Origin of the sequence: Zoogloea sp. (genome assembly GCF_041908905.1) — a bacterium.
Taxonomy (GTDB): domain Bacteria; phylum Pseudomonadota; class Gammaproteobacteria; order Burkholderiales; family Rhodocyclaceae; genus Zoogloea.
Genome location: NZ_JAYREK010000015.1, coordinates 22,805 through 48,827 on the forward strand (window position 1 = coordinate 22,805; position 26,023 = coordinate 48,827).

A 26,023-nucleotide genomic window follows, 5' to 3' on the forward strand; every position below is an offset into this window, starting at 1 on the left:
GAGGCCGAGGGCTGGATCGCCGGCCCCGAGGACGAAGACCCCGGCTACGCCGAGGAATGCCGCAACCTCGCCGAGAGCCTCGGCCTCTCGGACAAGGTCAAGTTTTTGGGCTTCCAGCGCATCGACGAGATCCTGCCCAAGGTGGGCGCGCTCATTTTGTCGTCGATCTCCGAGGCCCTGCCGCTAGTGGTGCTGGAGGGCTACGCCGCCGGCGTGCCGTCGATCTCCACCGACGTGGGCTCCTGCCGCCAGCTCATCTACGGCTTCGGGCCGGACGACGAAGCCCTCGGCGCTGCCGGCCGCGTGGTGGGCATCGCCGACCCGGCGGCGCTGGCCGACGCCGCCGTCGAGATCATCGGCAAACCCGAGGTCTGGCGCGCCGCCCGCGCCGCCGGCATCGCCCGGGTCGAACGCTACTACGCCGACTCGATGATGTTCGGCGCCTACCGCCAGGTGTACGACCAGGCCCTCGGCATGGCGCCCCCTGCCGGAGGGCACGCCTGATGGCCGGCATCGGTTTCGAGCTGCGCAAGCTGCTCAAGAAGGACAGCCTGCTCGGCCTCGTCCAGGCCTACGCCTACGCCGGGGTGATCGGCTCCGGGCCGTGGGTGCTGTCCATCGTCGGCATGCTGCTGATCGGCTTCCTGTCGGCCTCGGTGGTGGTGCCGCCGATCCTCATCACCCAGTTCCAGGTGTCGGTGACCTGGCTGATCGCCAGCTCGCTGATCGTCACCGGAGTGGTGCAGCTCGCCTTCACCCGCTGGATCTCCGACCGGCTCTTCGAGAAGCGCGACAACCTCGTGCTGTCCAATCTCAACGGCCTGCTGCTGGCGGTGATCAGCGTCGGCGGCGCCCTCGGCGTGGTGCTGGCCTTCGTGGCCTTTCCCGGCCACGACCTGGTCTACCGGGTGCTGATGCTGGCCGCCTTCGTGCTGCTGTGCGGGATCTGGATCGTCACCATCCTGCTGTCGGGCCTCAAGCGCTACAAGCAGATCCTGCTGATGTACGCCCTCGGCTACGGCCTCACGGTAGTTGCCGCGCTCATCGCCCGGCCGTGGGGCCTCAACGGGCTGATGTTCGGCTTCGTGCTCGGGCACCTGGTGCTCTTCGTGGGCATGTGGGTGATCGTCGCCGCCGGCTACCCCAGCGACGAGGCCGTCAGCTTCGCCTTCTTCAAGAAGGAGACCCGCTACCCCAGCCTGATGATCATCGGCGTGCTCTACAACCTGGGCGTGTGGATGGACAAGTTCGTCTTCTGGCTCTACCCGCCCACCTCCGAGGGCGTCATCGGCCCCCTGCGCGCCTCGGTGATCTACGACCTGCCGGTGTTCATGGCCTACCTGTGCATCCTGCCCGGCATGGCGGTGTTCCTGGTGCGCATCGAGACCGACTTCGTCGAGTACTACGACGCCTTCTTCGAGGCCGTACGCACCGGCGGCTCGCTGGAATACATCGAGGACATGCGCGACGAGATGGTCTACTCGGTGCGCCAGGGCCTCGCCGAGATCGCCAAGATCCAGGGCCTGGCCCTGATCGTCGCCATCGTCCTCGGCCCCGCGGCGCTGGAGGCGCTGGGCATCTCCAGCCTCTACCTGCCGCTGTTCTACATCCAGACCCTCGGCGCCAGCCTGCAGGTGGGCTTCCTGGCGCTGCTCAACATCTTCTTCTATCTGGATCGCCGCCGCCTGATCCTCGGCCTCACCGCCCTGTTCTGCGTCGCCAACCTCGGCTTCACCGTCCTCACCCTCAAGCTGGGCGCCATCTACTACGGCTACGGCTACGCCGCCGCGGTGCTGCTGGCGCTGGTGTGCGGGCTGTACTTTCTGGACAAGCGGCTCGGGCGGCTGGAGTACGAGACCTTCATGCTGCAGTGAGGCGGTAGCGGCCGGGGGACCGGCCGGCTCGATCGCAAGGGCGGCGGACGGCAGCGGGCCGAGACCAGGGCTTCGGCCCCCGCTCACCGCAGCATCCCGTCGCAGCGGCGCGCAGGTGATGCCGCCTGCGGTTGGCGTGGCGAGCGGGTGGCAGAGTTCAGCCGTGGCCGGTTTCCGTCTCGGGGCAGCGCACTGCGCGCTTCCCCGCCAGGTCTTCGAGGTAGGCCCGGGCCACTGCGAGGGCACGGGCGTGGGGGCGGCCTTCGGGGGCGTTCTGGAGGATGATGATGCGTTGAAGCCACAATGCGGCCTTGCCGTCATGGGACCTCATCGCCTGTTCGATCACATCAATAATGTGGTTGGACGAAGTCATCGGGGCGTGTGTTGCAACCGGAGGCCGGTATTTTACGCCACCCGCCGCCGGTTCCGCCTGTGGAAAGCCCCAATCACGACGCCGCCCCTGAGCCCCCGCTCACCGGGCGGGCCCTCGCGATCGTGCCTCCGCGAAGGCCCGCCCGGCCGCTCAGGGCTGGCCGAGGTAATCCAGGGCCAGCGCGGTCATTGCGCGGGCGCCCACCGCCAGCGAGGCTTCGTCGATCTCGAACTTGGGCGAGTGGTTGGGCGCTGCGGTCTTGAGGTCGCGCTTGGGGTCGGTGGAGCCGAGGAAGAAGAACACACCGGGCACCTTCTTCTGGAACTCGGAGAAGTCCTCCGAGGCGCTCAGCTTGGGCGCCACCACGGCCTTGCCGCCGGTCACCTGCTGCAGGGTGGGCAGCATGCGGGCGGTGAGGTTTTCGTCGTTCACCGTGGCCGAGTAGCCGGGCTTGGCGAACTTCAGCTCGGCCTTGGCGCCGCTGGCCTGGGCGATGGATTCGGCGGTGGTGCGCATGCGGGCCAGGGCGTCGTCGCGCATGCGGTCGTCGAAGGTGCGCACGGTGCCGAGCAGCTCGACGCTCTCGGGGATGATGTTGTCCCGGTTGCCGCCGTGGATCGAGCCGACGGAGACCACCACCGGCTCCCGCGAGAGGTTCATCTGCCGGCTGACGATGGTCTGCAGGCCCATCACGATCTGGGCGGTGCTGACGATGGGGTCGATGCCGTTCCACGGGAAGCCGCCATGGGTCTGCCTGCCGGTGACCTTCAGCGTGAAGCTGTCGCCCGAGGCGAGGATCGGGCCGGAACGGTAGCCGATGGTGCCCACCGGGAAGGCCGGGATCAGGTGCAGGCCGAACACCGCGTCCACCTTGGGATTTTCGAGCACGCCGGCATCGACCATCGCCAGCGCGCCGATGTGCTGGTCCTCGCTGTGGGACGCCTCCGACGGGCCCTCCTCGGCCGGCTGGAAGATGAACTTCACCGAGCCGCGGAGCTGGCTCTTCATGCCGGCCAGCACCTCGGCGGTGGCCATCAGGATCGCCGTGTGGCCGTCGTGGCCGCAGGCGTGCATCACGTCGACCTCCTTGCCCATGTGCTTGCCCTTGGCCTTCGAGGCGAAGGGCAGGTCGGTCAGCTCCTTGACCGGCAGCGCGTCCATGTCGGCGCGCAGCGCGACGACCTTGCCCGGCAGCGCGCCCTTCAGCAGCCCGACCACGCCGGTGCCGCCCACGCCGGTCTGCACCTCGAGGCCGAGCTTCTTGAGGTGGTCGGCCACCAGCTTCGCGGTGCGGTGTTCCTGGTTGGAGAGCTCCGGGTGCTGGTGGATGTCCCGGCGCCAGCCGATCATGCGGCCCTCGACGGCGGCCACGCGCGTGTCGATGTCGGCCAGCACCGGGGCCTCGACGGCGCGGGTGGTGGTGCTCATGGCCATCAGGAGGGTGCTGAGGGCAAAGGCCGGCTTGGTGAATTTCATGGATCTCTCCTTCGGGATTTGTATCGATTCGATTTATATCTAGATAAATACAACTTGTTCCGAATGGTAGAAATCCGTACCGTATGCGTCCAATGCAAAGTTTTTTGGTATTTGATTACCAGAGGTAATACATGCACCTCAACCACCTGCGGCACCTGGTCGCACTGGCCGAGCATCAGTCCTTCCGCAAGGCCGCCGAAGCCCTGTTCCTCACCCAGCCGGCCCTGAGCCGCAGCATCCAGGCCCTCGAACAGGAGCTGGGGGTGAAGCTGGTGGACCGGGACGGCAAGCGCAACACCCTGACGGCCTACGGCGCCCTGGTCGCCGAACGGGCGAAACGCATCGTCTTCGAGGTCAAGGAACTAAAACGGGGCGTCGAGCTGCTCCAGGCGGGCCAGCTCGGCACCCTCAACGTGGGCCTCGGCCCGACACCGGCGGCGATCCTCACCTCGCCCTTCCTCACCCACATGGCCAGCCACCACCCGCGGATGCAGGTGAAGATCGCGCGCGGCTCGGTGGACCTGCTGGTGCAGGCGCTGCGCAACGAATCCATCGACATCGCGGCGGTGGACCGGCGCGCCCTGGTGCCGGCGGACGACCTCGCCATCGAGCCGGCCATCCGGCTGCGCGGCGGGTTCATGGGCCGCAGCGGCCACCCGCTGACGACGCGGGCATCGATCGACCTGACCGCGCTGCGCCAGTTTCCGGTGGCGTCCACGCCCCTCAGCGACGAACTGGCGCGGCGCCTCGTCGAGCAGCTCGGCCCCGACGCCCACCCGAGCCGGCTGGTTACCCTCAACAGCGAGGACATCCCCGGCCTGCTCGACCTGGTCGAGGCGACCGACACGCTGTTCTTCGGGATCTTTGCCTGCGCCCGGGCCCGCATCGGCGCCGGCCGGATCTGCGAGGTCCAGGTCCAGCCCCACGTCGAACGCTTCGGCGAATACGCCCTGGTCAGCCTCGCCCGGCGCAGCACATCACCGGCGGTGGAGGTGTTCCGGGGGTTCTTCCGCGACAACTTCCGCGAATAAGGGCGCGCCTCAGGCAAACACCCCGGCCACGTCCACCGTCTCGCGCCGGCCCACGTCGGCCCGGTGCATCCGGATCCAGCGGGCGGCACGGGCGCGGCCGAGGTCGCGCAGCTCGTGCAGGAAGGCGCGGGTGGCGTTGAGCTTGCTGCCCTTGCCGGCCTCGGCCAGCTCCTCGGCCTCGAGCAGGTGGAAACGCAAACCGGCCAGCTTGCGCTCCAGGCGGCCGCGGGGCAGCCAGCCACCGCCCTCCTGCAGGTAGGCGCGGGCCTGGGCCAGGGTGCGCATCTCGCGCAAGAAGGTGGTCGAGAAGCCCAGCTCCATGCTGCGCTGGGCGATCTCCTCGGCGCTGCGCGGGGCCTCCGGGTGGCGCAGCGGGTTGAGCAGCACCAGCAGGATGTCCGGCGTGGTGCAGTCGTAGATCAGCGGATAGACCGCCGGGTTGGCGGTGAAGCCGCCGTCCCAGTAGGCCTCGCCGTCGATCTCGACCGCGTGGTGGAGCGTGGGCAGGCAGGCCGAGGCGAGCAGCGCGTCGGCGCTGATCTCGTGGGTGTGGAACAGCCGGACCTTGCCGGTGCGCACCTGGGTGGCGGCGATGAAGAGGCGCAGCCGGCACTGGCTGCGGATGCGCTCGAAGTCGAAGCGCTTCTCCACCACGTCGCGCAGCGGGTTGAGGTCGAAGGGGTTGAGCTGATAGGGCGAGAACAGCCGGGTGAGGCCGAGCATCAGGTTCACCGGCGCCGGCAGGCCGCCGTCGGCACCGCCACCCAGGCTGCCCAGGCCATTGAGGCTGTGCAGCAGGTCGAGCTCGAAGGGCGTCGAGTCGGCCACCGCCTCCCAGAAGCCGGCCAGGCTCTCCCGCGCGCCCTCGGCGCCGCCGCGCACCCAGCCGTCGGCCAGCGCCACCGCGTTCATCGCCCCGGCGCTGGTGCCGCTGATCCCGTCGAGCCGCCAGTCGTCCTCCAGCAGCCGGTCGAGCACGCCCCAGGTGTAGGCCCCGTGGGCTCCGCCGCCCTGCAGCGCGAGGCTCAGCGCGGGCGCCGGCGCATCGGCGGCCTCTTTCCCCTTCCGTTTCCACCAGCTTCTGGCAAACATGCAAAGCTCCTTCCTGACATGGGCAAGCGATGGGTCAAATCGCATGCTGCACCGCACAATACCTGAAGGATGGACGGAAAAAGGTTTCAGAAGTTCAAGGGCGGGCTGGCACCCCCGCTCACTCCCCCACCCCGCCGCCGGCATTCTTGGCCAGCTGCACCGCGGCCAGCAGGCGGCGGGTGGCGATGTCGTTGGCGCTGCGGCGGGCGGCGAGGTGGGCGGCCTGGGCGGTGACGACGTTGAGGTAGCTCACCGTGCCGGCCCGGTACTGGTTGACGGCGATGGTCTCGGCCTCGGCGGCGGCGGTGACGGCCGCGGCCTGTTCGGCGGCGGCGGCTTCGAGCAGGCGCGCGCTGGCGAGGTTGTCCTCGACCTCCTGGAAGGCGGTCAGCACCGTCTGGCGGTAGGTGGCGATGGCCTTCTCCCAGCCGGCCTGGGCCTGGCCGACGGCGGCCTTCCTGGCGCCCCCGTCGAAGATCGCCGCCGCCAGCGTCGGGCCGAGGGACCAGTAGCGGCTGGGCACGGTAAGGAGATCCTCGATCCGCGCGTTGCGGAAGCCGGTGTTGCCCGACAGGCCCAGCACCGGGAAGCGCGCCGCCTGGGCCGCGCCGATGGCGGCGTTGGCGGCGGCGACGCGGCGCTCGGCGGCGGCGATGTCGGGGCGGCGTTCGAGCAGCGCGGACGGCAGCGTGACGGCCACCGGCGCCACCGGCAGCGGGGCTGCGGACGGCGCCAGGGTGAAGCCCGCCGGCGGCAGGCCGAGCAGCACCGCGATGGCGTGCTCGTACTGGCTGCGCGACAGGCTGGCGTCGAGGGCGGCGGCGCGGGTGCTGCGCAGCTGGCTCTCGGCCTGGGCCACATCGGCCTTGCCGGCGACGCCGGCGGCGTAGCGGTTGCGGGTGAGTTCGAGGGCGCGGGCGTAGGCGTCCACCGAGGCGTCGAGCAGGGCCTGCTGGCGCTCGGCGGCGCGCAGCTGGAAGTAGGTCTGGGCCAGCGTGGCCCGGGCCGACAGGCGCGCCGCGGCGAGGTCGGCGGCGCTGGCGGCGAGGCCGGCGTCGGCGCCTTCCACGGTGCGGGCGATGCGGCCCCACACGTCGAGCTCCCAGCTCACCGTGGCGCCCACGCTGAAGCTGTTGCGGGCCGGCGCGTTGCCGCTGGTGGCGGTGGCCGCCGAGCTGGCCGAGCGGGTTGCCCCGGCGCTGGCGTTGATGGCCGGAAACCACGCGGCCCGCGCCGCGTCGGCCAGGGCCAGCGCCTGGCGGTAGGCGGCCTCGGCGGCGCGCAGGTTCTGGTTGGAGATCTCGAGGCGGGCCTGCAGGTCGTCGAGCACCGGGTCGCCGAAGGCGGTCCACCAGTGATCGGCGGCGGGCTCGCGGGGCTCGGCGGGCTTCCAGTCGCCGAGCTCCTTGAAGGCCGCCGGCGTGTCGACGGTTGGGCGCTGGTAGTCGGGACCGGCGGCGCAGGCCGACAGCAGGACGGAAACGAGGGCGGGGATCAGGGCGGATGTCTTCATGGTCAGCGGGCGCTCTGGAGGCAGGCCTGCGGGGCGGCGGCGGGCTTCTTCCGCAGTTTGTCCATCATCACGAACACCACCGGCGTGGTGTAGAGGGTGAGGATCTGGCTGAGTATCAGCCCGCCGACGATGGCGATACCCAGCGGCTGGCGCAGCTCGGCGCCGTCGCCCGTGCCGATGGCGAGCGGGATCGCCCCGAACAGCGCCGCCAGGGTGGTCATCAGGATCGGCCTGAAGCGCAGCAGGCAGGCGTGGTGGATGGCGTCGCGGGCGGTTTCGCCGAGGCTGCGCATGCGTTCGAGGGCGACGTCGATCATCATGATGGCGTTCTTCTTGACGATGCCGATCAGCAGGATCACGCCGATCATCGCGATCAGGCTGAACTCGAAGTCCACCGCCATCAGCGCCAGCAGCGCGCCGACGCCCGCCGAGGGCAGCGTGGACAGGATGGTGATGGGGTGCACCAGGCTCTCGTAGAGCATGCCGAGCACGATGTAGATGGTCACCAGCGCGGCGAGGATCAGCAGCGGCTGGGTGCTCATCGACTTCTGGAAGGCGCCGGCCGAGCCCTCGAAGCTGGTGCGGATGCCCACCGGCACGCCGATGCTGGCCAGCGCCGCGTCGATCGCCACCGTAGCCTCGCCGATGGAGCGCCCCTCGGGCAGCGCGAAGCTGATGGTGGCCGCCGCCGAGCCGCCCTGGTGGCTCACCGACAGGGGCGCCAGCGTGGTCTCGAAGCGGGCCACCGCCGACAGCGGCACCAGGCCGCCGGCCGGGGTGACGAGGGTCAGCCGGGCGAGGGACTCGGGCCCCTGCAGGTAATCCGGCATCGCCTCCATCACCACCCGGTACTGGTTGAGGGGGTTGTAGATGGTGGACACCTGGCGCTGGCCGTAGGCGTCGTTGAGCGCCGTAGTCACCGCGCGCATGGTGAGGCCGTGGCGGGCCAGCGCGTCGCGGTCGATCACCAGGCTGGTCTGGGGGCCCTTGTCCTGGGTGTCGGAGCTGACGTCGGTAATCTCGTCGAGGCGGCTCATGGCGTTGCGGATGCGCGGCTCCCAGCGGCGCAATTCTTCGAGGCTGTCGGACTGCAGCGTGAACTGGAAGGACGAGTTGCCGGAGCGCCCGCCGATCCGGATGTCCTGCACCGGGCTGAGGTAGAGGCTGGCACCGGGCACCTTGGCGAGCTTCTTGCGCAACCGGCCGATCACCGCGTCGACGGGCTCGCGCTCGTCAACAGGCTTGAGGGTAATGAACATTGACCCGTAGTTGCGCTGACCGCCGCCGGTGAAGCCGGTGACGTTGGCCACCGCCGGGTCGGCACCGACGATGGCCAGGAAGCTGTCCATCTTGCCGCGCATGGCCTGGAAGGAGATCGCCTGATCCGCCTCCACGAAGCCGCGGACGCGGCCGGTGTCCTGCTGCGGGAAGAAACCCTTGGGGATGGTGGTGTAGAGGTACACGTTGGCGCCGATCGTCGCCGCCAGCACCAGCAGCATCAGCCACGGGTGGGCCAGCGCCCAGCCCAGGCTGCGCCGGTAGCCGCCGGCAAGACGCGCCAGCCCACCGCCCACCAGGCGGTCGAAGCGACCGCGCTCGGCCTCCGGCGGGCGGTGGCGCAAGAGGCGCGCGCACATCATCGGCGTGGCGGTGAGGGAGATCACCATCGACACCAGGATCGCCGCCGACAAGGTGACGGCAAACTCCCGGAACAAGCGCCCGACGATGCCCCCCATCGCCAGGATGGGGATGAAGGCGGCGATCAGTGACAGGCTCATCGACAGCACCGTGAAGCCGATCTCCCGCGCACCCTTCAGCGCCGCCCGGCGCGGCGACATGCCCTCGTCCACGTGGCGGGCGATGTTCTCCAGCACCACGATGGCGTCGTCCACCACAAAGCCGGTGGCGATGGTGAGAGCCATCAGCGACAGGTTGTCGAGGCTGTAGCCGGCCAGGTACATCACCGCGAAGGTGCCGATCAGCGACACCGGCACCACGATGCCCGGGATCAGCGTGGCCGGCAGGTTGCGCAGGAACAAAAAGACCACCATCACCACCAGCGCCACCGAGATCACCAGCGTGCGCTCGACCTCCTTCAGCGAACCGCGGATGGTGGGCGTGCGGTCCATCACCACGGTGAGGTCGATGGCCGGCGAGATACTCGCCGACAGGCGCGGCAGCAGCTCGTACACCCGGTCCACCGTCTCGATGATGTTGGCGCCGGGCTGGCGGTAGATCATCAGCAGCACCGCCGGGCGGCCGTTGGCGTAGCCGTAGTTGCGCTCGTTCTCCTCGCCGTCGCGCACCCGCGCCACGTCGGCCAGATGCACCGGGCTGCCGCCCTTCCACGAGACGATCAGCTGCCGGTAGTCGTCCGCCCGGCGGGCCTGATCGTTGGCGCCCACCTGCCAGGCGCGGTCCTCGCCCTCCAGCACGCCCTTGGGGCGGTTGGCGTTGGTGGCCACCAGCGCGCCGCGCACGTCGTCGAGGTTGAGGCGGTTGGCGGCCAGGCGATCCGGGTCCAGCTCGACGCGCACCGCCGGCAGCGAGCTGCCGCCGATGCTCACCTGCCCGACGCCCTCCACCTGCGCCAGGCGCTGGGCCAGCACCGTGGAGGCCGCGTCGTACATCTGCGGCCGGGCGAGGGTGGCCGAGGTCAGCGCGACGATGAGGATCGGCGAATCGGCCGGGTTCACCTTGCGGTAGGTGGGGTTGCCGGGCAGGCTGGTGGGCAGCTGGCTGCGCGCTGCGTTGATCGCCGCCTGCACCTCCCGCGCCGCGCCGTCGATGCTGCGGGAAAGGTCGAACTGCAGCGTCACGCGGGTCGAGCCGAGGGTGGAATTGGAAGTCATCTCGGTGACCCCGGCGATCTGCCCGAGCACCCGCTCCAGCGGCCCCGCCACCGTGGCCGCCATCACCTCCGGGCTCGCCCCGGGCAGGCTGGCCGAGACGGAGATCGTGGGGTATTCCACCTGGGGCAGCGGCGCCACCGGCAGCAGCCGGAACGCAATGATCCCCGCCAGCGCGATGGCCAGCGTCAGCAGGGTGGTGGCGACGGGGCGGAAGATGAACAGGCGGGAGAGGTTCATCCGGTGGCGCTCCGGAGGGTGTTTGCGGCGCCCTGCTTCTGCGACCGTGGGGAGTCACGGCCCTCGCTGCTTGATGTCCGCTGATGGGGACCAGCCGCGTTCCGTTCGCCGGGTTTGCACACCAAACGGTTTGCGGATCGCTGATGGAGACCAGCGGCTTTCCGTTGTTTGGCGTTCCGTTGGCCGGGTCGCGCCCCGGCGGGCGCCCTACTTCTTTGCGTCGCCAAAGAAGTAGGCAATAATGGCGACCCGGCTTCCCCGGTCGTCGGCTTCGCCGACGACTCCCCTGCGCTGCTCGCATCGGGCGGCCGGCGCAGAACTCGCCCGCTACGCGGGCTCAGACAGCTGCGCCGGAAGGCCCCGCCCGCTGCTGCGCTGCTCGGCGGCTCAGAAGGGGCTTTCACCCAGCACCGCGCCTTTACTGAAGAGGTTTGTGTAATCAGCGAATCGACCGGAACTTCTGCTTTTGCGTCGATCACACATGCCCGTGCTGAAACGCTCGGTGATTCCGAAAAGCCCCTTCCGGGGCGCCTGTTGCGAGCAGCGCAGGGGAGTCGTCTGATCAAGCACAGCTTGAGCAGACGACCGGCTCGGCGGGGTCGCCTTTCTTGGTTACTTCTTTGGCGACGCAAAGAAGTAACCCGCCCGCTGGGCGTAGGCGGGGTTTCGCGAAGCACCGCTTCGCGCCGCCGAAGCCGGCCGGGTGTGCAAACCCGGCCGTGGAACCGGGACCCGGCCAATGCAAGGCCAAACAACGGAAAGCCCCTGGTCTCCATCAGCGGACGATAAACAACAGCCGCCGGCCCAGCGCAGGGAGCCATCACTTCCTCCCCACCCGATCAAACGCCAGATAAATCACCGGCGTGGTGAACAGCGTCAGCACCTGGCTCACCAGCAGCCCCCCCACCAGCGTGATCCCCAGCGGCTGGCGCAGTTCCGACCCCACGCCGGAGCCCAGCATCAGCGGCAGCGCGCCCAGGAGTGCGGCGAGGGTGGTCATCAGGATCGGCCGGAAGCGCAGCAGGCAGGCCTGGAAGATCGCCTCGCGGGGGGGCAGGCCATCGTGGCGCTGCGCCTCGAGGGCGAAGTCGATCATCATGATGGCGTTCTTTTTGACGATGCCGATCAGGAGCACGATGCCGATGATGCCCACGATGCCCAGCTCGCTGCGCGCCACCAGCAGCGCCAGCAGCGCGCCGACGCCGGCCGAGGGCAGCGTGGACAGGATGGTGATCGGGTGGATGTAGCTCTCGTAGAGCACGCCGAGCACGATGTACATGGTCACCACGGCGGCGAGGATCAGCAGCAGCGTGCTGCTGAGCGAGGCCTGGAAGGCCAGCGCGGCGCCCTGGAAGCGGGTCTCGATGCTCGCCGGCAGGCCCAGCCCGGCCTCAGCGGCGCGGATCGCCTCGACGGCGTCGCCCAGCGCCACGCCCGGGGCGAGGTTGAAGGAGACCGTCGCCGCGGGGAACTGCCCCACGTGGTTCACCGCCAGCATCGCCGGCCGCTCGCTCACCTGCACCACCGCCGACAGGGGCACCTGCACGCCCCCGGTACCGGGCACGTAGAGCTTGGCGATGGCCTCGGGGCCACGGCGAAACTCCGGCGCCACCTCCAGCACCACCCGGTACTGGCTGGCCTGGGTGAAGATCGTCGAGATCAGGCGCTGGCCGTAGGCGTTGTAGAGGGCGTTGTCGATGGCCGCGGTGCTCACGCCCAGGCGGCTGGCGGCGGCGCGGTCGATCTGCAGCCAGGCCTGCAGGCCCTTGTCCTGCCAGTCGCTGGCCACGTCGGCGAGCTGCGGCAGGCCGCGCAGGTGCTCGACGAGGCGCGGCACCCAGGCGGCCAGCGCGTCGGCATCCGGCGAGCTCAGCGAGAACTGGTACTGGGTGCGGCTCACCCGGTCTTCGATGGACAGATCCTGCACCGGCTGCATGTAGAGCCGGATGCCGGCCACCCGCTCGAGTTCGGGGCCGAGGCGGCGGATCACCTCGGAGGCGCTGGCGTCGCGCTCGGCGAGCGGCTTGAGGCTGATCAGCATGCGCCCGCTGTTGAGCGTCGCGTTGCTGCCATCCACGCCGATGAAGGACGACAGCCCGGCCACCGCCGGGTCTCGGAGCACCACCTCGGCGACCGCCTGCTGGCGCTCGGCCATCGCGGCAAACGAGACCGACTGGTCCGCCTCGGTGATGCCCTGGATCGCCCCGGTGTCCTGCACCGGAAAGAAGCCCTTGGGCACCAGCACATACAGCAGCACCGTGAGCGCCAGAGTGGCGCCGGCCACGATCAGGGTGAGCCCCTGGCGCGCCAGCACCCACTCGAGCATCACCCCGTAGCGGGCGATCACCCGGTCGAAGAAGGCGCCGGTGGCCTTGTAGAAGCGGCCCTGCTCGGCCTCGGGCACGTGGCGCAAGAGGCGCGCGCACATCATCGGCGTCAGCGTGAGCGAGACGAAGGCGGAGATCAGGATCGCCACCGCCATGGTGATCGCGAACTCCCGGAACAGCCGCCCGACCACGTCGGCCATGAACAGCAGCGGGATCAGCACCGCGATCAGCGAGATGGTGAGGGAGATGATCGTGAAGCCGATCTGCCGGGCGCCCTTCAGCGCCGCGGCCATCGGCGACTCGCCCTCTTCCACGTAGCGGGCGATGTTCTCGATCATCACGATGGCGTCGTCCACCACGAAGCCGGTGGAGATGGTGAGCGCCATCAGGCTCAGGTTGTTGAGGCTGAAGCCGGCCAGGTACATCACCCCGAAGGTGCCGACGATGGACAGCGGCACCGCCACGCTGGGGATGATGGTGGCCGGCACGCTGCGCAGGAACAGGAAGATCACCATCACCACCAGCGCCACCGCCATCAGGAGCTCGTGCTGCACGTCGCGCACCGAGGCGCGGATGGTGGTGGTGCGGTCGTTGATGACCCGCACATCGAGCGAGGCCGGCAGGCTGGCGGTCATCTGGGGCAGCAGCGCGACGACCTTGTCGGCCACGTCGATCACGTTGGCGCCAGGCTGGCGCTGCACGTTGATGATCACCGCATCGCTGCGGTCGGCCCAGGCGGCGAGGCGCAGGTTCTCGGCGCCATCCACCAGCGTGGCCACGTCGGACAGGCGCACCGGGTTGCCGTTTTTATAGGCGACGATCAGGCGGGCGTATTCATCCGCCGAGCGCAGCTGGTCGTTGGCGTCGAGGGTCGAGGCCCGCCGCGGGCCGTCGAAGCTGCCCTTGGCCTGGGTCACGTTGGCGTTGGCGACGGCCGTGCGGATGTCCTCCAGGCCCAGCCCGTAGGCCGCGGCGGCGGTGGGGTTCACCTGCACCCGCACCGCCGGGCGGCGCCCGCCGGCGATGCTCACCAGGCCCACCCCCGGCACCTGGGCGATCTTCTGGGCCAGGCGGCTCTCGACGAGGTCGTGGATGCGGGTGATCGGCAGGCTGGGCGAGCTCACCGCGAGGGTCAGGATCGGCGTATCCGCCGGGTTCACCTTGCTGTAGGTGGGCGGCGCCGGCAGGTCGGTGGGCAGCAGGTTGGCCGCCGCGTTGATGGCCGCCTGCACCTGCTGCTCGGCCACGTCCAGGCCCATGCTGAGGGAGAAGCGCAGGGTGATCACCGAGGCGCCGCCCGAGCTCACCGACGACATGTCGTCCAGCCCCGGCATCTGGCCGAACTGGCGCTCCAGGGGCGCGGTGATCGCCGAGGTCATCACATCGGGGCTGGCCCCGGGGTAGAGCGTGCGGACCTGGATGGTGGGGTAATCCACCTCCGGCAGCGCCGAGATCGGCAGCAGCCGGTAGGCCACCAGCCCGGCCAGCAGGATCGCCACCATCAGCAGCGAGGTCGCCACCGGGCGCAGGATGAAGAGGCGCGAGGGGTTCATGCGGGCCGCCCCCTAAAGGCCAGATTGCCGGCGCCCACCTCAGTGCCCCGGCCGGCCGCCACCACCGCGCTTCGACTCGCGGCCCGGCGCGTCGACGGCCTTCGGGTCGATGGCCTCGACCTTGGCGCCGTCCTTCAGCTTGTCGAGCCCATCGACCACCACCCTGTCGCCGGCCGCGAGGCCTTCTTCGACCGCCGCCAGCGGGCCGTCGGCGGGCCCGAGCTTCACCGGCACCGCGGCCACCGTGCCGTCGGCCCCCAGCCTGTACACATAGCTGCCCTTGGCCCCCTGCTGCACCGCCGCGGTGGGCACCGCGACGACGCCGCGCAGGGTGTCGAGCAGCAGGCGCACATTGACGAACTGGTTGGGGAACAGGCTGCCGTCCCGGTTGGCGTATTCGGCCTTCAACTTGACGGTGCCGGTGGCGCTGTCGATCAGGCTGTCGACCGCCAGCAGGCGGCCCTCGGCAAGGCGGGTCTTCAGGTCCCGGTCCCAGGCCTCGACGGCCAGCGGCTGCCGGGCGCGCAGGCGCTGCAGGATCGCCGGCAGGCGGTCCTCCGGCACGGCGAAGACGGCGGTGATCGGGCTCAGCTGGGCGATGGTCACGAGGCCGGCGGCATCGGAGGCCTTCACGATGTTGCCCGGGTCCACCGCCCGCAGGCCGGCGCGGCCGGCGATCGGCGCCCGGATGGTGGTGTAGGAGAGCTGCAGCGCGGCGCTCTTCACCGCCGCCTCGTCGGCCTGCACGGTGCCCTGGTACTGGCGCACCAGCGCCGCCTGGGTGTCCACCTGCTGTTTGGCGATGGAGTCCTGGGCGAGCAGGCCCTGGTAGCGTTCGAGGTCGAGCTGGGCGTTCTTGAGGAGCGCCGCGTCGCGGGCGAGCTGGCCCTGGGCCTGGGCCAGCGCGGCCTTGAAGGGCTCCGGGTCGATGCGGGCCAGCACCGCGCCGGCGGCCACCGCCTGGCCTTCGGTGAAGGCCACCTCCAGCAGCGGGCCATCCACCCGCGTCCGCACCACCACCTGGTTGCGCGGCACCACGCTGCCGATGGCCGGCACCTGGACCCGGATGTCGGCGGTGCCGACGGTGGCGAGGCTCACCGGCGTCGGCCGATCCCCCCGCCCGCCCGGCCCGCCGGGGCGGCCCGAGGCGCTCTTGCCCTTGCCGTTCGGATTCGCCTCCCCCTCCGGCGCCGCGCCGCGCTGGCTGGCGTACCAGCCCCCCGCGGCGATCAGCGCAAGGCCGACGGCCCAGATCCACAGGCGGCGTTTTTTCGGGGAGGGGGCAAGGGACGACGGGGAGTCACTGGACATTTGGAGGTTTCCGGAACGCAAAGCGGCCCCCTCGGGGGCCGGCAAATCTGGGCCCAGTCACCGTGGGCCGTGGAGGATTCGGCTCGCCCCCAACCCCGCACCGCGCCGATCCGGGAAAGTGCACGACACCATTCACCGCGCGGGGACGAGGCGCGCAGCGGATCTCCGCCACCACGGCGGCAAACGGGAAAAGCAGGGGAAGAGCGCCAGAATCAACGCCGGCAATCCTACACCAAGCGCCCGGCGACCGGGTTTTCGGACAAGGTGAGGCGCCGGACGTTCCCGGCCCGGCGCAAGCGCGCGCCTCGCCGACGCGCAATCGGAAAAGCGCCGGCTGTGCGGGGTGCGGCCGCGCCGGCCTATTCGCCGAGGGCGCGGATCTCGGCGTCGAGGGCCTGGGCGAGGGCCTCGCCGAGTTGCGGGGCGAGCTGCGCGGCGGCCTCGGCCGTGGGATTGCGGGCGTAGGTCTCGCCCAGCCTGACGTAGGCGCCGTGGAGGGCGGCCTGGCAGGCCTCGGCGGCCCGCTGAAGGCCCTGCCAACGGGCCGTGAGCCCCAGAGCCCGGGCGAGGAAGCCCCGCTGGCCGTAGGCGGCCGCCCGCTGCGCGGCGCTGCCGGACATGAGACGCCCGATCTCGGCGCACAGGTCGGTCTCGGCCAGCCGGGCGCAGTCCATCGCCATCCGGGCCAGGGTGCGTCGTTGATCGGCCAGGAGGGCGGCGAGCTGCGCCAGCTCACCGTGCGCATCGAGCAGCGCCAGGACAGCCGCCTCCCCCAGCGCGTCGCCCTGGGTGGCGGTGGCCGGCTGCCGGGCGTCGCGGGCCATCGCCTGCAGCATCTGGCGCTGCTGTTGGCGCACGGCGCTGGCGTGGGCGGACGCGACGACGGCCACCCCCTGCCCGTCGAGCCGGGGCTCGGCGAGCGCCGCCACCAGCTCGACGCCCAGCGCCCGCTCCAGCCCCGCGCCCGGGTCGGCATCTCCCCGGGCCGCCGCGCGGAGGCGGAGCAGCTCGGCAAGGGCCGCATCGAGCTCGACGCGCCGGGCCGCGATGCGCTGGGCGGCCGGCCCACTGGCGGCGCAGGTTTCGGTGGCGAGGGCGATCACCTCGGCGGTCTCGTCGATGAGGCCACGCAGCCGGCCTTCGAGCGCCGCGGCGCCGTCGGCGAGCTTCCCGGCCTGGGTCCGGCAACGCTCCAGCCGGGTGAGCGCGTCGGCCTCGTAGAGCCCGTAGAGATCCTTCAGCGCCGCCTTCAGCATGCCCAGGGCCTTGCCCGCGCCCTCGCCATAGCTGGCGACGCTCAGTTCGAGGGCCGCGGCATCGCCCCGCAGGCGATACTGCAGCCCCATCACCCGGGCCCCGAGGGCCTGCCGGGTGGCAGGGTGCAGCCGGCCGGCCAGGCCGCAGGCGGCGATGTGCAGGAGATCATCCACCCGCAGCAGGTGGCGCGCGAGCGCGTCGATCTCCAGCGCCCGGGACATGGCCGCGGACACCCGCTGCACCAGCGGCGAGGCGCCGTCCGGCCCGGCGATCACGTCGTAGGCGACGCCGTCGAAAACAGCCTTCGAAACGGCCGATCCCGTTTCCGGCCCCGGATTGTCGGGCATGGGGAGCCCCCTTTCTTTGAACCTGAAAACGGCAGCTGCCGCTTTCCGCATTCCCGAAAAACGCACGAGCGCTTGCTTGCGCGCCTTCGCCGGCCCTCACCCGGAGGGTGGGCGCCGCCTCAGGGCGTGAGCAGGATGCTGCTGCGGTCGTCGAGCGTCCGCGCGAAATCCTTCAGGGTGTCCTCCAGGCTGCGCACTACCTCCTGGTCATAGCGGTCGAAGACGGGCGCCGGCGCGGTCGCCCCGGCCCGCTTCGCCAGCAGCTGGAGGCCCTGCTGCAGGGTGTCGATGGAGGCGATGCTGGAGTCGATCAGCGTGACGGTGTCGGTCCAGAACAGGGCCGCGTCCGACAGGCTCACCACCGCCGCGCGCAGGGTGCTCACCTGCTGTTCGAGGGCGCCGCGGCGGGTTTCGAGTTCCGCCTTCCGGGCCCGCGTCTCGCCGAGCGACGCCAGCTGGGCGGACACCTGCTCGCGCAGCTTCCAGCGCGCCGTCTCGATGTCGTTGCGCTGCAGGCGATTGCTCTCGATCTCGTTGTTGAGGTTGATCCAGCGGTGGGCGAACACGTCGGCGAAGCTGAGGCGCCAGCATTCGCCGCTATAGAAGATGCCCTCCATGAAGTGCGCCTTGCATTCCTGGCGCATCCTCACCTCCTGGGCGTGGACGGCCGCCTGGGCGACGAGCTGGTCGCGGGTGGCGTTGGCCTGGTTGAGCTGGGTGTTGAGGTCGGTGATGCGCGCCTCGAGGCCCTGGATCTCCTGGTCGGCGGCCTGCTCGGCGCGGAAAGTCTCGGTGATGCGCGCGGTGAGCTCGCGGGCCTCGGCCTCGCGCCGGTCGGCGGCAACGGCGGCCTGCTGGCCGAAGCCCTCGGCGCTGCGTCGCAGGGTCTCGGCCGAGCCCTTGATGTCGTCGAGCAGCCGGCGGGCCTGCGCGCTGTCGCCCTTGTCGAGGGCGGCGGCCGATTGCCGCAGGGCCTCGAAGCTGCGCTCGACGAGCAGGAGCTGGCTGGTGTCGGCCCGCGCCAGGCCGACGGCCAGCATCAGGCACACCACAAACGCATGGATCAGCTTGAACATCGTTGCCTCCCCTCGTGAGGCCGGCCGCCCCCGAAGGACGCCGGCGTGGCCCGGCTAGGCCGCCGCGGTGTCGATGAGCGCGGTGGCCTCGGCCTTCGCCGCCGCAATCTGCGCGGCCGTCTCGTTGGACTTTTCGATCTCCCGCTGCACCTGGTCGTCGAGCTGCAGGGCGAGCCGCTTGGCCTGGGCGCGGGCCTGCTCGATCGGCAGGTTCTGCTTGTAGGTCTCGCCGAGCTTGTCGTAGACCTTCATGGTGGCGGCGCGGTATTCGCTGGCGACCAGCTTGAGGGCGTGCCACTGGCCGGCCACTGTCAGCATGCGCAGGATGAAGTCCGGGCTGGAGTATTCCCTGATCCGGTCGGCGGCCGTGCGCTTCATGTAGATCTCGACGTCGGTGCGCAGGTCGTCGCTGGCCAGTTGCCGGCAGGCCACCGCCATCTGGGTCCAGAACTGGGTCACGTCCTGCAGGATCACGACAACGTACTTGAGCACGCCCACCGCGATGTGGAGCGACTCGACGGCCGCCTGCTCGAGCTGCTCGGTGCCCTTCTCGGCCTGCATCTGCACCGCGAACCTGGCGATCGCCCCCAGCGCCTCGCGCTCCTGCTTCTGCAGGTCCATCAGCATCTCGAGGTACTTGGCCTTGTCCTTGGCGTAGTTGGCGGCGATGTCCGCGTAGGAGCTGGCCGCGTCCTGGGCGCTGGCCCCCGCGGACTTGAGGCCGGCGGCCACGCCCGCCAGCGGCGCCTTGGCGTCCACGTCGTCCATCACGGCCTTGGCCTCGGACTCCTTGGCTTGCGCGGCCTCGAAGGCGGCCCTGGCTTCTTCCTCGGCGGCCTCTGCCGCTTCGAGGGCTTCCTCGGCGGCCTTGTAGGGGCCTTCCAGGGCCTCGAAGGCGGCCTTCTTGTCCGCTTCGTCCTGCTTGGCCTGGGCGTCCTTGGGCTTCTTCTTGCGGGCGGCCTCGTAGTCGTCGCGGGCCTGCTTGTAATCGTCCTCCAGCGCGTCGAGGGCTTCCTGCGCCTTGGCGGTCTTCGCCTGGGCCGCATCGTGCTTGCCCTTGGCCGCGGTCGTCGCGTCCTTGGCGACCCGGTAGGCTGCCTGGGTGGTCAGCACCTCGGCGGTCTTCTGCGACTTCTCGTCGGTCTTCCTGTCTTCCTTGGCCGGAGGCACCGTGGCATTGGTGGCGATCGCCGACGCCAGCTGGGCGCCCGCGATCGCCGGCGCGGCCTTGAACTGCAGGGCCGCCGACAGGCCGTCGCCGAGCGCCTTGGTGATGCTGCCGACGATCGCCAGGGTGAACATCCGCCCGTCGGCGGCGTTCTGGGCGGCCTTGGCCTCCTCGTACCAGCCCCTGACCTGGGGGATCTGCTCGGCGAGGGAGGTCTTCACCCGCTGCATCTCGGCGTCCTGGGCCTCGATCTCCTTCTGCCGCGCGATCGCCGCCAGGCGCGCCTTCTCGCGCAGGTCGCGGGTCTGGGTGGTGTCCTCGGCGATCTTCTGGGCCTCGTCGGCGAGGCCCTCGAAGGTGCCGCGGAGGGCTTCGGAGGTGTTGGCCATCTGGGTCGCCACCGCCTCGCAGCGGGCCAGCCGGGTGACGCAGTCGGCCTCGTAGAGCGCGTACAGATCCTTGAAGGCGCCGCGCAGGATGGGGATCATCTGCCCCGCCGACTCGCCGAAGCGCAGCAGCGCGGCGGCCATCTCCCCGGTGTTCTTGCGCAGCTTGTACTGCAGGCCCATCACCTGCGCGCTCAGGGACTTGCCGCTCTCCGGATTGACGAAACCGGCCACGCCGCAGGCGGCGATGTGGAGCAGATCGTCGGTGCGGTTGAGGTTGCGGACCAGCTTGTCGATCTCGATCGTCTGCAGGATCTGGGCGCGGGCCACCTGCACCAGGGGCGAGGTGTCGTCCGGCCCCTCCACCACGTTGTAGCTGACGGCATCCAGAACGATCACGGGGTTGGCTGCGCCGGCGACCGGTGCAGCATTCGGGTCGGTGTTCGACATTTGCGCGCTCCAGGTTGGATTGAACGCCACGGCGTCTGCCCCTCGCCGGCAAGGGACGGGGGCAAGGGAGCTCCGTCACGCCGGCGCCGGGAAGACAGTGGGCACCAACATGGCAAGGGGGTTTTCTCAGGGTAGTTCACGCCGAATGGAATACAAGGCTGCCATTTTTTCTGGTCCAGCCGCCGCCCCGCCCTGCCGTCCCAGCCCCTCCGCCCGGTTAACGCGCGGCCCGCAGACCGGTAAGATTCAGCCTTTACGCTGCGAGCGGCCCCGCGCCGCGCCCCCTGCGGCCCGAGACACGCCGGCCCATCGCGCCGGCCATCCCTCCGCGGTCCTGCGATCGCGCCCGAGACGACACAAGGAACTCCCATGACCCGACCCAACCCGTCCCTGCTGAGCCGGCTCGCCCTCGCCGTCTCCGTGCTGTTCCAGCCCGCGCTGGCCGCCCGCCTCCGCGACCTGCGCGACGGCGTCGCCGAACCCGCCCCAACGCCCCAGCCCGCCCCGGCGCCGGTCACCGTGACCGCGCCCGAACCCGCGCCCGCGCCGGCCCCTGCCGCCGCCCCGGCACCCCAGCTCCGCACAGCCCCCCACGAGGCCGCGCTGCAGCTCCTCGGCCTGCTGCAGCGGGACGCCCGCTTCATCGACTTCATCGAGGAGGACGTCAAGGCCTACTCCGACGCCGACATCGGCGCCGCCGCGCGGGTGGTGCACGAAGGCTGCCGCAAGGTACTGCGCGAGCACTTCAGCATCCAGCCCCTGCGCGCCGAGAATGAAGGCAGCCGGATCACCCTGCCCGAAGGCTTCGACGCCGCCGCGGTACGCGTCACCGGCAACGTGGTGGGCAAGGCCCCCTTCACCGGCACCCTCAGCCACCGCGGCTGGCGCGTCACCGACACCCGCCTGCCCCAGCTCGCCGCCGGCCACGACGCGGCCATCGTCGCCCAGGCCGAGGTGGAGCTGTGAGCGCCCCCCGCTACGCCATCGGGATCGATCTGGGCACCACCCACTGCGCCCTCTCCTACGTGGACGTGACCGCCAGCGACGGCGAGCAGGCGGCCCAGCAGGTGCTGGCCATCCCGCAGCTCACCGGCCCCGGCGCCGTCGAGGCGCGGCCGCTGCTCCCCTCCTTCCTCTACCTGCCCCACGAGAGCGAGCTGGCTCCCGGTGACCTGGCGCTGCCCTGGGCCACCGGCCAGGACTTTGCCACCGGCGAGTTCGCCCGCACCCGCGGCGCCGCCACGCCGATCCGCCTGGTGGCCAGCGCCAAGAGCTGGCTGTGCCACCCGGGCGTCGACCGCCGCGCGGCGATCCTGCCCGCCGAGGCGCCGCCCGAAGTAGCGCGCATCTCGCCGCTGACCGCCTCGATCCGCTACCTGTCGCACCTGCGCGACGCCTGGAACGCCGCCCACCCGGAGGCCCCCTTTGCGGAGCAGGACGTCACCGTGACGATCCCCGCCTCCTTCGACCCGGCCGCCCGCGAACTCACCGCCGAAGCTGCCCGGGCCGCCGGCTACGGCAGCATCACCCTGCTCGAAGAGCCCCAGGCCGCGCTGTACAGCTGGATCCAGCACAGCGCCGGCGAGTGGCGCAAAGAGGTGAAGAAGGGCGACATCATCCTGGTGGTGGACGTCGGCGGCGGCACCACCGACCTGTCGCTGATCGCCGTGCTGGAGCGCGATGGCAACCTCGAGCTGCACCGGGTCGCGGTCGGCGAGCACATCCTCCTCGGCGGCGACAACATGGACCTGGCCCTCGCCTACGGCGTGGCGCGCAAGCTCGCCGGCCAGGGCACCACCCTCGACCCGTGGCAGACCCGCGCCCTCGCCCACGCCTGCCGCGTGGCCAAGGAAACCCTGCTCGGCGACGCCAGCATCGACGCGGTGCCGGTGGTCGTGCCGAGCCGCGGCTCCCGGCTCATCGGCGGCAGCATCCGCACCGAGGTCACCCGCGACGAGCTCACCCGCAGCCTGCTCGACGGCTTTTTCCCCGAGGTGGCCGTCTCCGACGCGCCCCTCAGCCGCGCCCGCGGCGGCCTCACCCAGCTCGGCCTGCCCTACGCCCAGGACGCGGCAATCACCCGCCACCTGGGCGCCTTCCTGAGCCGCCAGCGCGGCGCCACCGCCGAGCTCGAAGGCTTCGCCGAAGCGGCTGGCGAGGCGAGCTTCCTGCACCCCACCGCGGTGCTCTTCAACGGCGGCGTGCTCAAGTCCGGCCTCGTCGCCGGGCGGGTGATGGATCTCATCAACCGCTGGCTGGCCGCCGAGGGCGCCGCCCCGGCGCGGCTGCTCGGCGGCACCGACCTCGACCTGGCGGTGGCCCGCGGCGCGGCCTACTACGGCTACGTGCGGCGCGGCCGCGGGGTGCGCATCCGCGGCGGCACGGCCCAGGCCTACTACGTGGCGGTCGAGTCGGCGATGCCCGCCATCCCCGGCATGGAACCGCCGGTGCAGGCCCTGTGCCTCGCCCCCTTCGGCATGGAGGAAGGCTCCGAGGCCGAACTGCCGCCCCAGCAGTTCGGGCTGGTGGTGGGCGAGCCGGTGCGCTTCCGCTTCTTCGGCTCGTCGGTGCGCCGCCACGACCAGGTCGGCACCTTGCTCGACTTCTGGGCGCCGGACGAGCTGCAGGAACTCGAGGAGATCGAGGCCAGCCTGCCCGCCGAGGGCCGCCGCGCCGGCGACATCGTGCCGGTGCACCTGCACGCCCGCATCACCGAGACCGGCACCCTCCAGCTCGAAGCCCTGCCGGTGGGCGGCAGCGAGCGCTGGAAGGTCGAGTTCGACGTGCGCGGCCAGGCCTGACGGCCGGCTATGGGCAGCGCAGGCACCGCCATGAGCCGCTACCTGGTCGGCATCGACCTGGGCACCAGCCACACCGTCGTCGCCTATGCGGCGGCGGGGAGCGAGGCCGTCCGGCTGCTGGAGATCCCCCAGCTGGTCGGCCCCGGCGAGGTCGCCGCGCGGCCGCTGCTGCCCTCGGTGCGCTACCACCCGGCCGCCGGAGAGCTCGACCCGGCCTCCCTCGCGCTGCCCTGGGCCGGTAGCGAGAGCGACACGGTGATCGGCAGCTACGCCCGCGACCTCGGCGCCCAGGTGCCGGGCCGGCTGGTGGCCAGCGCCAAGAGCTGGCTGTCCCACCCGGGCGTCGACCGCAGCGCGGCGATCCTGCCCTGGGGCGCCCCGGACGACGTCGCCCGGGTGTCGCCCCTCGCCGCCAGCGCCAGCTACCTGGCCCACGTGCGGGCGGCCTGGGACGCCCAGTTTGCGAGCCACCCGCTGGCCGAGCAGGACCTCGTGCTCACCATCCCGGCCTCCTTCGACGAAGGCGCCCGGGCCCTCACCGTCGAGGCCGCCCGCCTCGCCGGCCTGCCCCGCCTGCGCCTCATCGAGGAGCCCCAGGCCGCCTTCCAGGACTGGATCTTCCGCCACCGTGACACCCTCGCCGCCGAACTCGCCGAGGCCCGGCTGGTGCTGGTGTGCGACGTGGGCGGCGGCACCACCGACCTCACCCTGGTGCAGGTCGAGCCCGCCTCCGACGGCGGCCCGCCCAAGCTCACCCGCATCGGCGTCGGCGACCACCTGATGCTGGGCGGCGACAACATGGACCTGGCCCTCGCCCACCTGGCCGAGCAGCGCCTGGGCGGCGGCGAGCGCCTGTCGGCGGCCCGCTTCTCCCAGCTCGTCCAGCGCTGCCGTGCCGCCAAGGAGCAGCTGCTGGCCCCCGGCGCGCCGGAGCGGGTCACCCTCACGCTGCTCGGCGGCGGCACCCGGCTGATCGGCGCGGCACGCTCCATCGAGCTGACCCGGGCCGAGATCGAGCAACTCGTCGTGGACGGCTTCCTGCCCCCGGTCGAGGCCGACGCGCAGCCGCAAAGGCGGCGCGCCGGCATCGTCGAATTCGGCCTGCCCTACCCGGCCGATGCGGCGATCACCCGCCATCTGGCCGCCTTCCTGCAGCGCCACGCCGCCGCGGCGCGGGCCGCCCTGGGCGATGCGGCGCCGGGCGACGGCAGCCTGCCGCTGCCCGACACCCTGCTGCTCAACGGCGGCGTGTTCCGCGCCGGGCCGATCACGCGCAGGCTCGAGGAGACCCTCGCCCGCTGGCGCGGCGCCCCGCTGCGGGTGCTCCACAACGACGCGCCAGATCTGGCCGTCGCCCGTGGCGCGGTGGCCTGGGGGCTGGCGCGCAGCCATGGCAGCGGGCCGGCCATCGGCGGCGGCTCGGCGCGCAGCTACTTTTTGCTCCTGGACGACGCGGGCAGCCGCGGCGTGTGCGTGCTGCCCCGCGGCACCGAAGCCGGCCACGAGGTGCAGCTGCCCGGCCGCAGCTTCGCGCTGCGCCTCGGCCAGGCGGTGCATTTCCAGCTCGTCTCGTCGGTGGGCGACACGCCCTGGCAGGCCGGCGAGCTGGTCGAGGCGCTGGGCGATGGCTTCATCCGCCTGCCGCCGATTGCCACCGTCTTGCCCGCCGCCGAGGGCACCGGCCAGCGCGACGTGACGGTGCAGCTCACCGCCACGATGACCGAGGTCGGCACCCTCGAGATGCACTGCGTCAGCGCCGACGGCCGGCGCTGGCTGCTGGCCTTCCAGCTGCGGGGCGACGCGGCCAGCCAGCCGGCCGAGCCCACGGCGGCGGAACACCCCCGCCTGCCGGCGGCGCTGGCCGAGATCGAGCGGGTCTTCGGCGGGCAGGCCAAGGGCGTGGACGCCCGCGAGGTACGCGGCCTGCGCGCGCGCCTCGAACGCCTGCTGGGCCCCCGGGAAGACTGGGACCTGCCGCTGCTGCGCGCCCTCTTCGACGCGCTGATGGAACGCGCCGGCCGGCGCCGCCGCTCCGCCGAACACGAGCGCAGCTGGCTCAACCTGGCCGGCTACACCCTGCGCCCCGGCCTCGGCGCGGCCCTCGACGAGTGGCGCGTCGAGCAATTGTTCAGCCTGTTCGTCCAGGGCATCCAGTACCAGCAGGAGGGGCGCAACTGGTCCGAATGGTGGACCCTCTGGCGCCGCGCCGCCGGCGGCCTGCCCGAGGCCGCCCAGCTGGCGATCCTTGAGGTGCTGGCCGGCCACCTGGAAACCCTGGAGTCCAGCAAGCGCAACCGCGCCCTCGACAGCTACGACGACATGGTGCGCCTCGCCGCGTCCCTCGAGAAAGTACCGGCGATGCACCGCATCGAGGTCGGCAAGTGGCTGCTGGAGCGCCTCCAGCGCCCGGCCGAGAAGCCCCACACCTGGTGGGCCCTGGGCCGCGTCGGCGCCCGCCGGCCGCTCTATGGCAGCGCCCACACGGTGGTGCCGGCCGAGATCGCCGCCGGCTGGCTCGAGGCGATCCTCGCCCTCGACTGGAAGCGCGTCGAACCGGCCGCCTTCGCCGCCGCCCAGATCGCCCGCCTCACCGGCGACCGCGGCCTCGACCTGCCGCCCGAGCTGCGCGACACCGTGGTGCGCCGCCTCACCGCCGGCCGCGCCCCTTCGAGCTGGATCGCCCTGGTACGCGACGGCGGCCGGCTCGACGACGCCGACCAGCGCCGCAGCTTCGGCGAGGCCCTGCCCCCCGGGCTGCGGCTGATCGACTGAAGCACCGGGGCCGGGCAGATCCGGGCGCAAAGCCCTGGAGCCCGCCCATCCCGCCCTCGCCCAACCCCTGGACGACCGCGCGCCCACACTCCGCGCGCGGGGCGGCAACACCGAAGCGCCGGCCCTT

16 protein-coding genes are annotated in these 26,023 nt (G+C 71.4%); 6 read left to right on the forward strand and 10 right to left on the reverse strand.

Features of this window, described 5'->3' with window-relative positions:
• Both pelF and pelG read left to right on the forward strand, forming a co-directional pair.
• Window positions 1-504: GT4 family glycosyltransferase PelF (gene pelF, locus ACE3OU_RS10180; protein ID WP_374241448.1), on the forward strand; the 504-nt coding region annotated here is incomplete at its 5' end.
• Window positions 504-1,874 (forward strand): exopolysaccharide Pel transporter PelG, encoded by a 1,371-nt coding sequence (gene pelG / locus ACE3OU_RS10185; protein WP_374241449.1) that lies wholly within the window; start codon window positions 504-506, stop codon window positions 1,872-1,874. The genes pelF and pelG, both read left to right, overlap by 1 nt.
• A 157-nt stretch (window positions 1,875-2,031) precedes the next feature.
• Here pelG and ACE3OU_RS10190 read toward each other — a convergent pair whose 3' ends face one another.
• Together ACE3OU_RS10190 and ACE3OU_RS10195 are read right to left on the reverse strand one after the other, a co-directional pair.
• On the reverse strand, window positions 2,032-2,205 hold the full coding sequence (locus tag ACE3OU_RS10190; RefSeq protein WP_374241450.1) for a hypothetical protein: 174 nt from the start codon (window positions 2,203-2,205) through the stop codon (window positions 2,032-2,034).
• A 192-nt stretch (window positions 2,206-2,397) separates the two neighbouring features.
• Window positions 2,398-3,723: an amidohydrolase gene (locus ACE3OU_RS10195; RefSeq protein ID WP_374241451.1), complete on the reverse strand. Its 1,326-nt coding sequence runs from the start codon at window positions 3,721-3,723 to the stop codon at window positions 2,398-2,400.
• A 131-nt stretch (window positions 3,724-3,854) separates the two neighbouring features.
• On the opposite strand from ACE3OU_RS10195, the gene ACE3OU_RS10200 reads away from it, so the two are divergent.
• Complete coding sequence (locus tag ACE3OU_RS10200; RefSeq protein ID WP_374241452.1) at window positions 3,855-4,754, forward strand: LysR family transcriptional regulator; 900 nt, start codon at window positions 3,855-3,857, stop codon at window positions 4,752-4,754.
• A gap of 9 nt (window positions 4,755-4,763) precedes the next feature.
• Here ACE3OU_RS10200 and ACE3OU_RS10205 read toward each other — a convergent pair whose 3' ends face one another.
• The 8 genes from ACE3OU_RS10205 to ACE3OU_RS10240 form a co-directional block, all read right to left on the reverse strand.
• On the reverse strand, window positions 4,764-5,846 hold the full coding sequence (locus ACE3OU_RS10205; protein WP_374241453.1) for a patatin-like phospholipase family protein: 1,083 nt from the start codon (window positions 5,844-5,846) through the stop codon (window positions 4,764-4,766).
• Between the two features lie 118 nt (window positions 5,847-5,964).
• Window positions 5,965-7,359: an efflux transporter outer membrane subunit gene (locus tag ACE3OU_RS10210; protein WP_374241454.1), complete on the reverse strand. Its 1,395-nt coding sequence runs from the start codon at window positions 7,357-7,359 to the stop codon at window positions 5,965-5,967.
• Window positions 7,360-7,361: 2 nt separating this feature from the next.
• On the reverse strand, window positions 7,362-10,448 hold the full coding sequence (locus ACE3OU_RS10215; RefSeq protein ID WP_374241455.1) for a multidrug efflux RND transporter permease subunit: 3,087 nt from the start codon (window positions 10,446-10,448) through the stop codon (window positions 7,362-7,364).
• An 820-nt stretch (window positions 10,449-11,268) separates the two neighbouring features.
• Window positions 11,269-14,328 (reverse strand): MdtB/MuxB family multidrug efflux RND transporter permease subunit, encoded by a 3,060-nt coding sequence (locus ACE3OU_RS10220; protein WP_374241456.1) that lies wholly within the window; start codon window positions 14,326-14,328, stop codon window positions 11,269-11,271.
• Window positions 14,329-14,367: 39 nt separating this feature from the next.
• Complete coding sequence (locus ACE3OU_RS10225; protein ID WP_374241457.1) at window positions 14,368-15,639, reverse strand: MdtA/MuxA family multidrug efflux RND transporter periplasmic adaptor subunit; 1,272 nt, start codon at window positions 15,637-15,639, stop codon at window positions 14,368-14,370.
• 359 nt (window positions 15,640-15,998) lie between these two features.
• Window positions 15,999-17,243 (reverse strand): hypothetical protein, encoded by a 1,245-nt coding sequence (locus ACE3OU_RS10230; RefSeq protein ID WP_374241458.1) that lies wholly within the window; start codon window positions 17,241-17,243, stop codon window positions 15,999-16,001.
• Between the two features lie 119 nt (window positions 17,244-17,362).
• Window positions 17,363-18,319, reverse strand: a complete 957-nt coding sequence (locus ACE3OU_RS10235; protein ID WP_374241459.1) for a hypothetical protein — start codon at window positions 18,317-18,319, stop codon at window positions 17,363-17,365.
• 54 nt (window positions 18,320-18,373) lie between these two features.
• Window positions 18,374-20,323 carry a hypothetical protein gene (locus ACE3OU_RS10240; protein ID WP_374241460.1) on the reverse strand — a complete coding sequence of 650 codons (1,950 nt, stop codon included), beginning with the start codon at window positions 20,321-20,323 and terminating at the stop codon, window positions 18,374-18,376.
• 369 nt (window positions 20,324-20,692) lie between these two features.
• Here ACE3OU_RS10240 and ACE3OU_RS10245 point away from each other — a divergent pair, with 369 nt between their 5' ends.
• From ACE3OU_RS10245 to ACE3OU_RS10255, 3 genes are read left to right on the forward strand one after another with little or no spacing between them, the layout of a single operon-like run.
• Entirely contained in the window at window positions 20,693-21,289 is a 597-nt protein-coding gene (locus ACE3OU_RS10245) for a DUF2760 domain-containing protein (protein ID WP_374241461.1), read from the forward strand.
• Window positions 21,286-23,124, forward strand: coding sequence for an Hsp70 family protein (locus tag ACE3OU_RS10250; protein WP_374241462.1), 1,839 nt, complete (start codon window positions 21,286-21,288; stop codon window positions 23,122-23,124). The genes ACE3OU_RS10245 and ACE3OU_RS10250 overlap by 4 nt, the downstream gene beginning before the upstream one ends.
• A gap of 30 nt (window positions 23,125-23,154) precedes the next feature.
• Entirely contained in the window at window positions 23,155-25,896 is a 2,742-nt protein-coding gene (locus ACE3OU_RS10255; protein ID WP_374241463.1) for an Hsp70 family protein, read from the forward strand.
• Window positions 25,897-26,023: the final 127 nt, after the last annotated feature.

What these genes read in the sequence shown, in the direction of transcription:
- ACE3OU_RS10230 (WP_374241458.1), bottom strand. Translation starts at nt 17,243, where the DNA reads ATGCCCGACAATCCGGGGCCGGAAACGGGATCGGCCGTTTCGAAGGCT.
- ACE3OU_RS10200 (WP_374241452.1), top strand. Translation starts at nt 3,855, where the DNA reads ATGCACCTCAACCACCTGCGGCACCTGGTCGCACTGGCCGAGCATCAG.
- ACE3OU_RS10210 (WP_374241454.1), bottom strand. Translation starts at nt 7,359, where the DNA reads ATGAAGACATCCGCCCTGATCCCCGCCCTCGTTTCCGTCCTGCTGTCG.
- pelG (WP_374241449.1), top strand. Translation starts at nt 504, where the DNA reads ATGGCCGGCATCGGTTTCGAGCTGCGCAAGCTGCTCAAGAAGGACAGC.
- ACE3OU_RS10240 (WP_374241460.1), bottom strand. Translation starts at nt 20,323, where the DNA reads ATGTCGAACACCGACCCGAATGCTGCACCGGTCGCCGGCGCAGCCAAC.
- ACE3OU_RS10220 (WP_374241456.1), bottom strand. Translation starts at nt 14,328, where the DNA reads ATGAACCCCTCGCGCCTCTTCATCCTGCGCCCGGTGGCGACCTCGCTG.
- ACE3OU_RS10225 (WP_374241457.1), bottom strand. Translation starts at nt 15,639, where the DNA reads ATGTCCAGTGACTCCCCGTCGTCCCTTGCCCCCTCCCCGAAAAAACGC.
- ACE3OU_RS10255 (WP_374241463.1), top strand. Translation starts at nt 23,155, where the DNA reads ATGAGCCGCTACCTGGTCGGCATCGACCTGGGCACCAGCCACACCGTC.
- ACE3OU_RS10245 (WP_374241461.1), top strand. Translation starts at nt 20,693, where the DNA reads ATGACCCGACCCAACCCGTCCCTGCTGAGCCGGCTCGCCCTCGCCGTC.
- ACE3OU_RS10235 (WP_374241459.1), bottom strand. Translation starts at nt 18,319, where the DNA reads ATGTTCAAGCTGATCCATGCGTTTGTGGTGTGCCTGATGCTGGCCGTC.
- ACE3OU_RS10215 (WP_374241455.1), bottom strand. Translation starts at nt 10,448, where the DNA reads ATGAACCTCTCCCGCCTGTTCATCTTCCGCCCCGTCGCCACCACCCTG.
- ACE3OU_RS10190 (WP_374241450.1), bottom strand. Translation starts at nt 2,205, where the DNA reads ATGAGGTCCCATGACGGCAAGGCCGCATTGTGGCTTCAACGCATCATC.
- ACE3OU_RS10195 (WP_374241451.1), bottom strand. Translation starts at nt 3,723, where the DNA reads ATGAAATTCACCAAGCCGGCCTTTGCCCTCAGCACCCTCCTGATGGCC.
- ACE3OU_RS10205 (WP_374241453.1), bottom strand. Translation starts at nt 5,846, where the DNA reads ATGTTTGCCAGAAGCTGGTGGAAACGGAAGGGGAAAGAGGCCGCCGAT.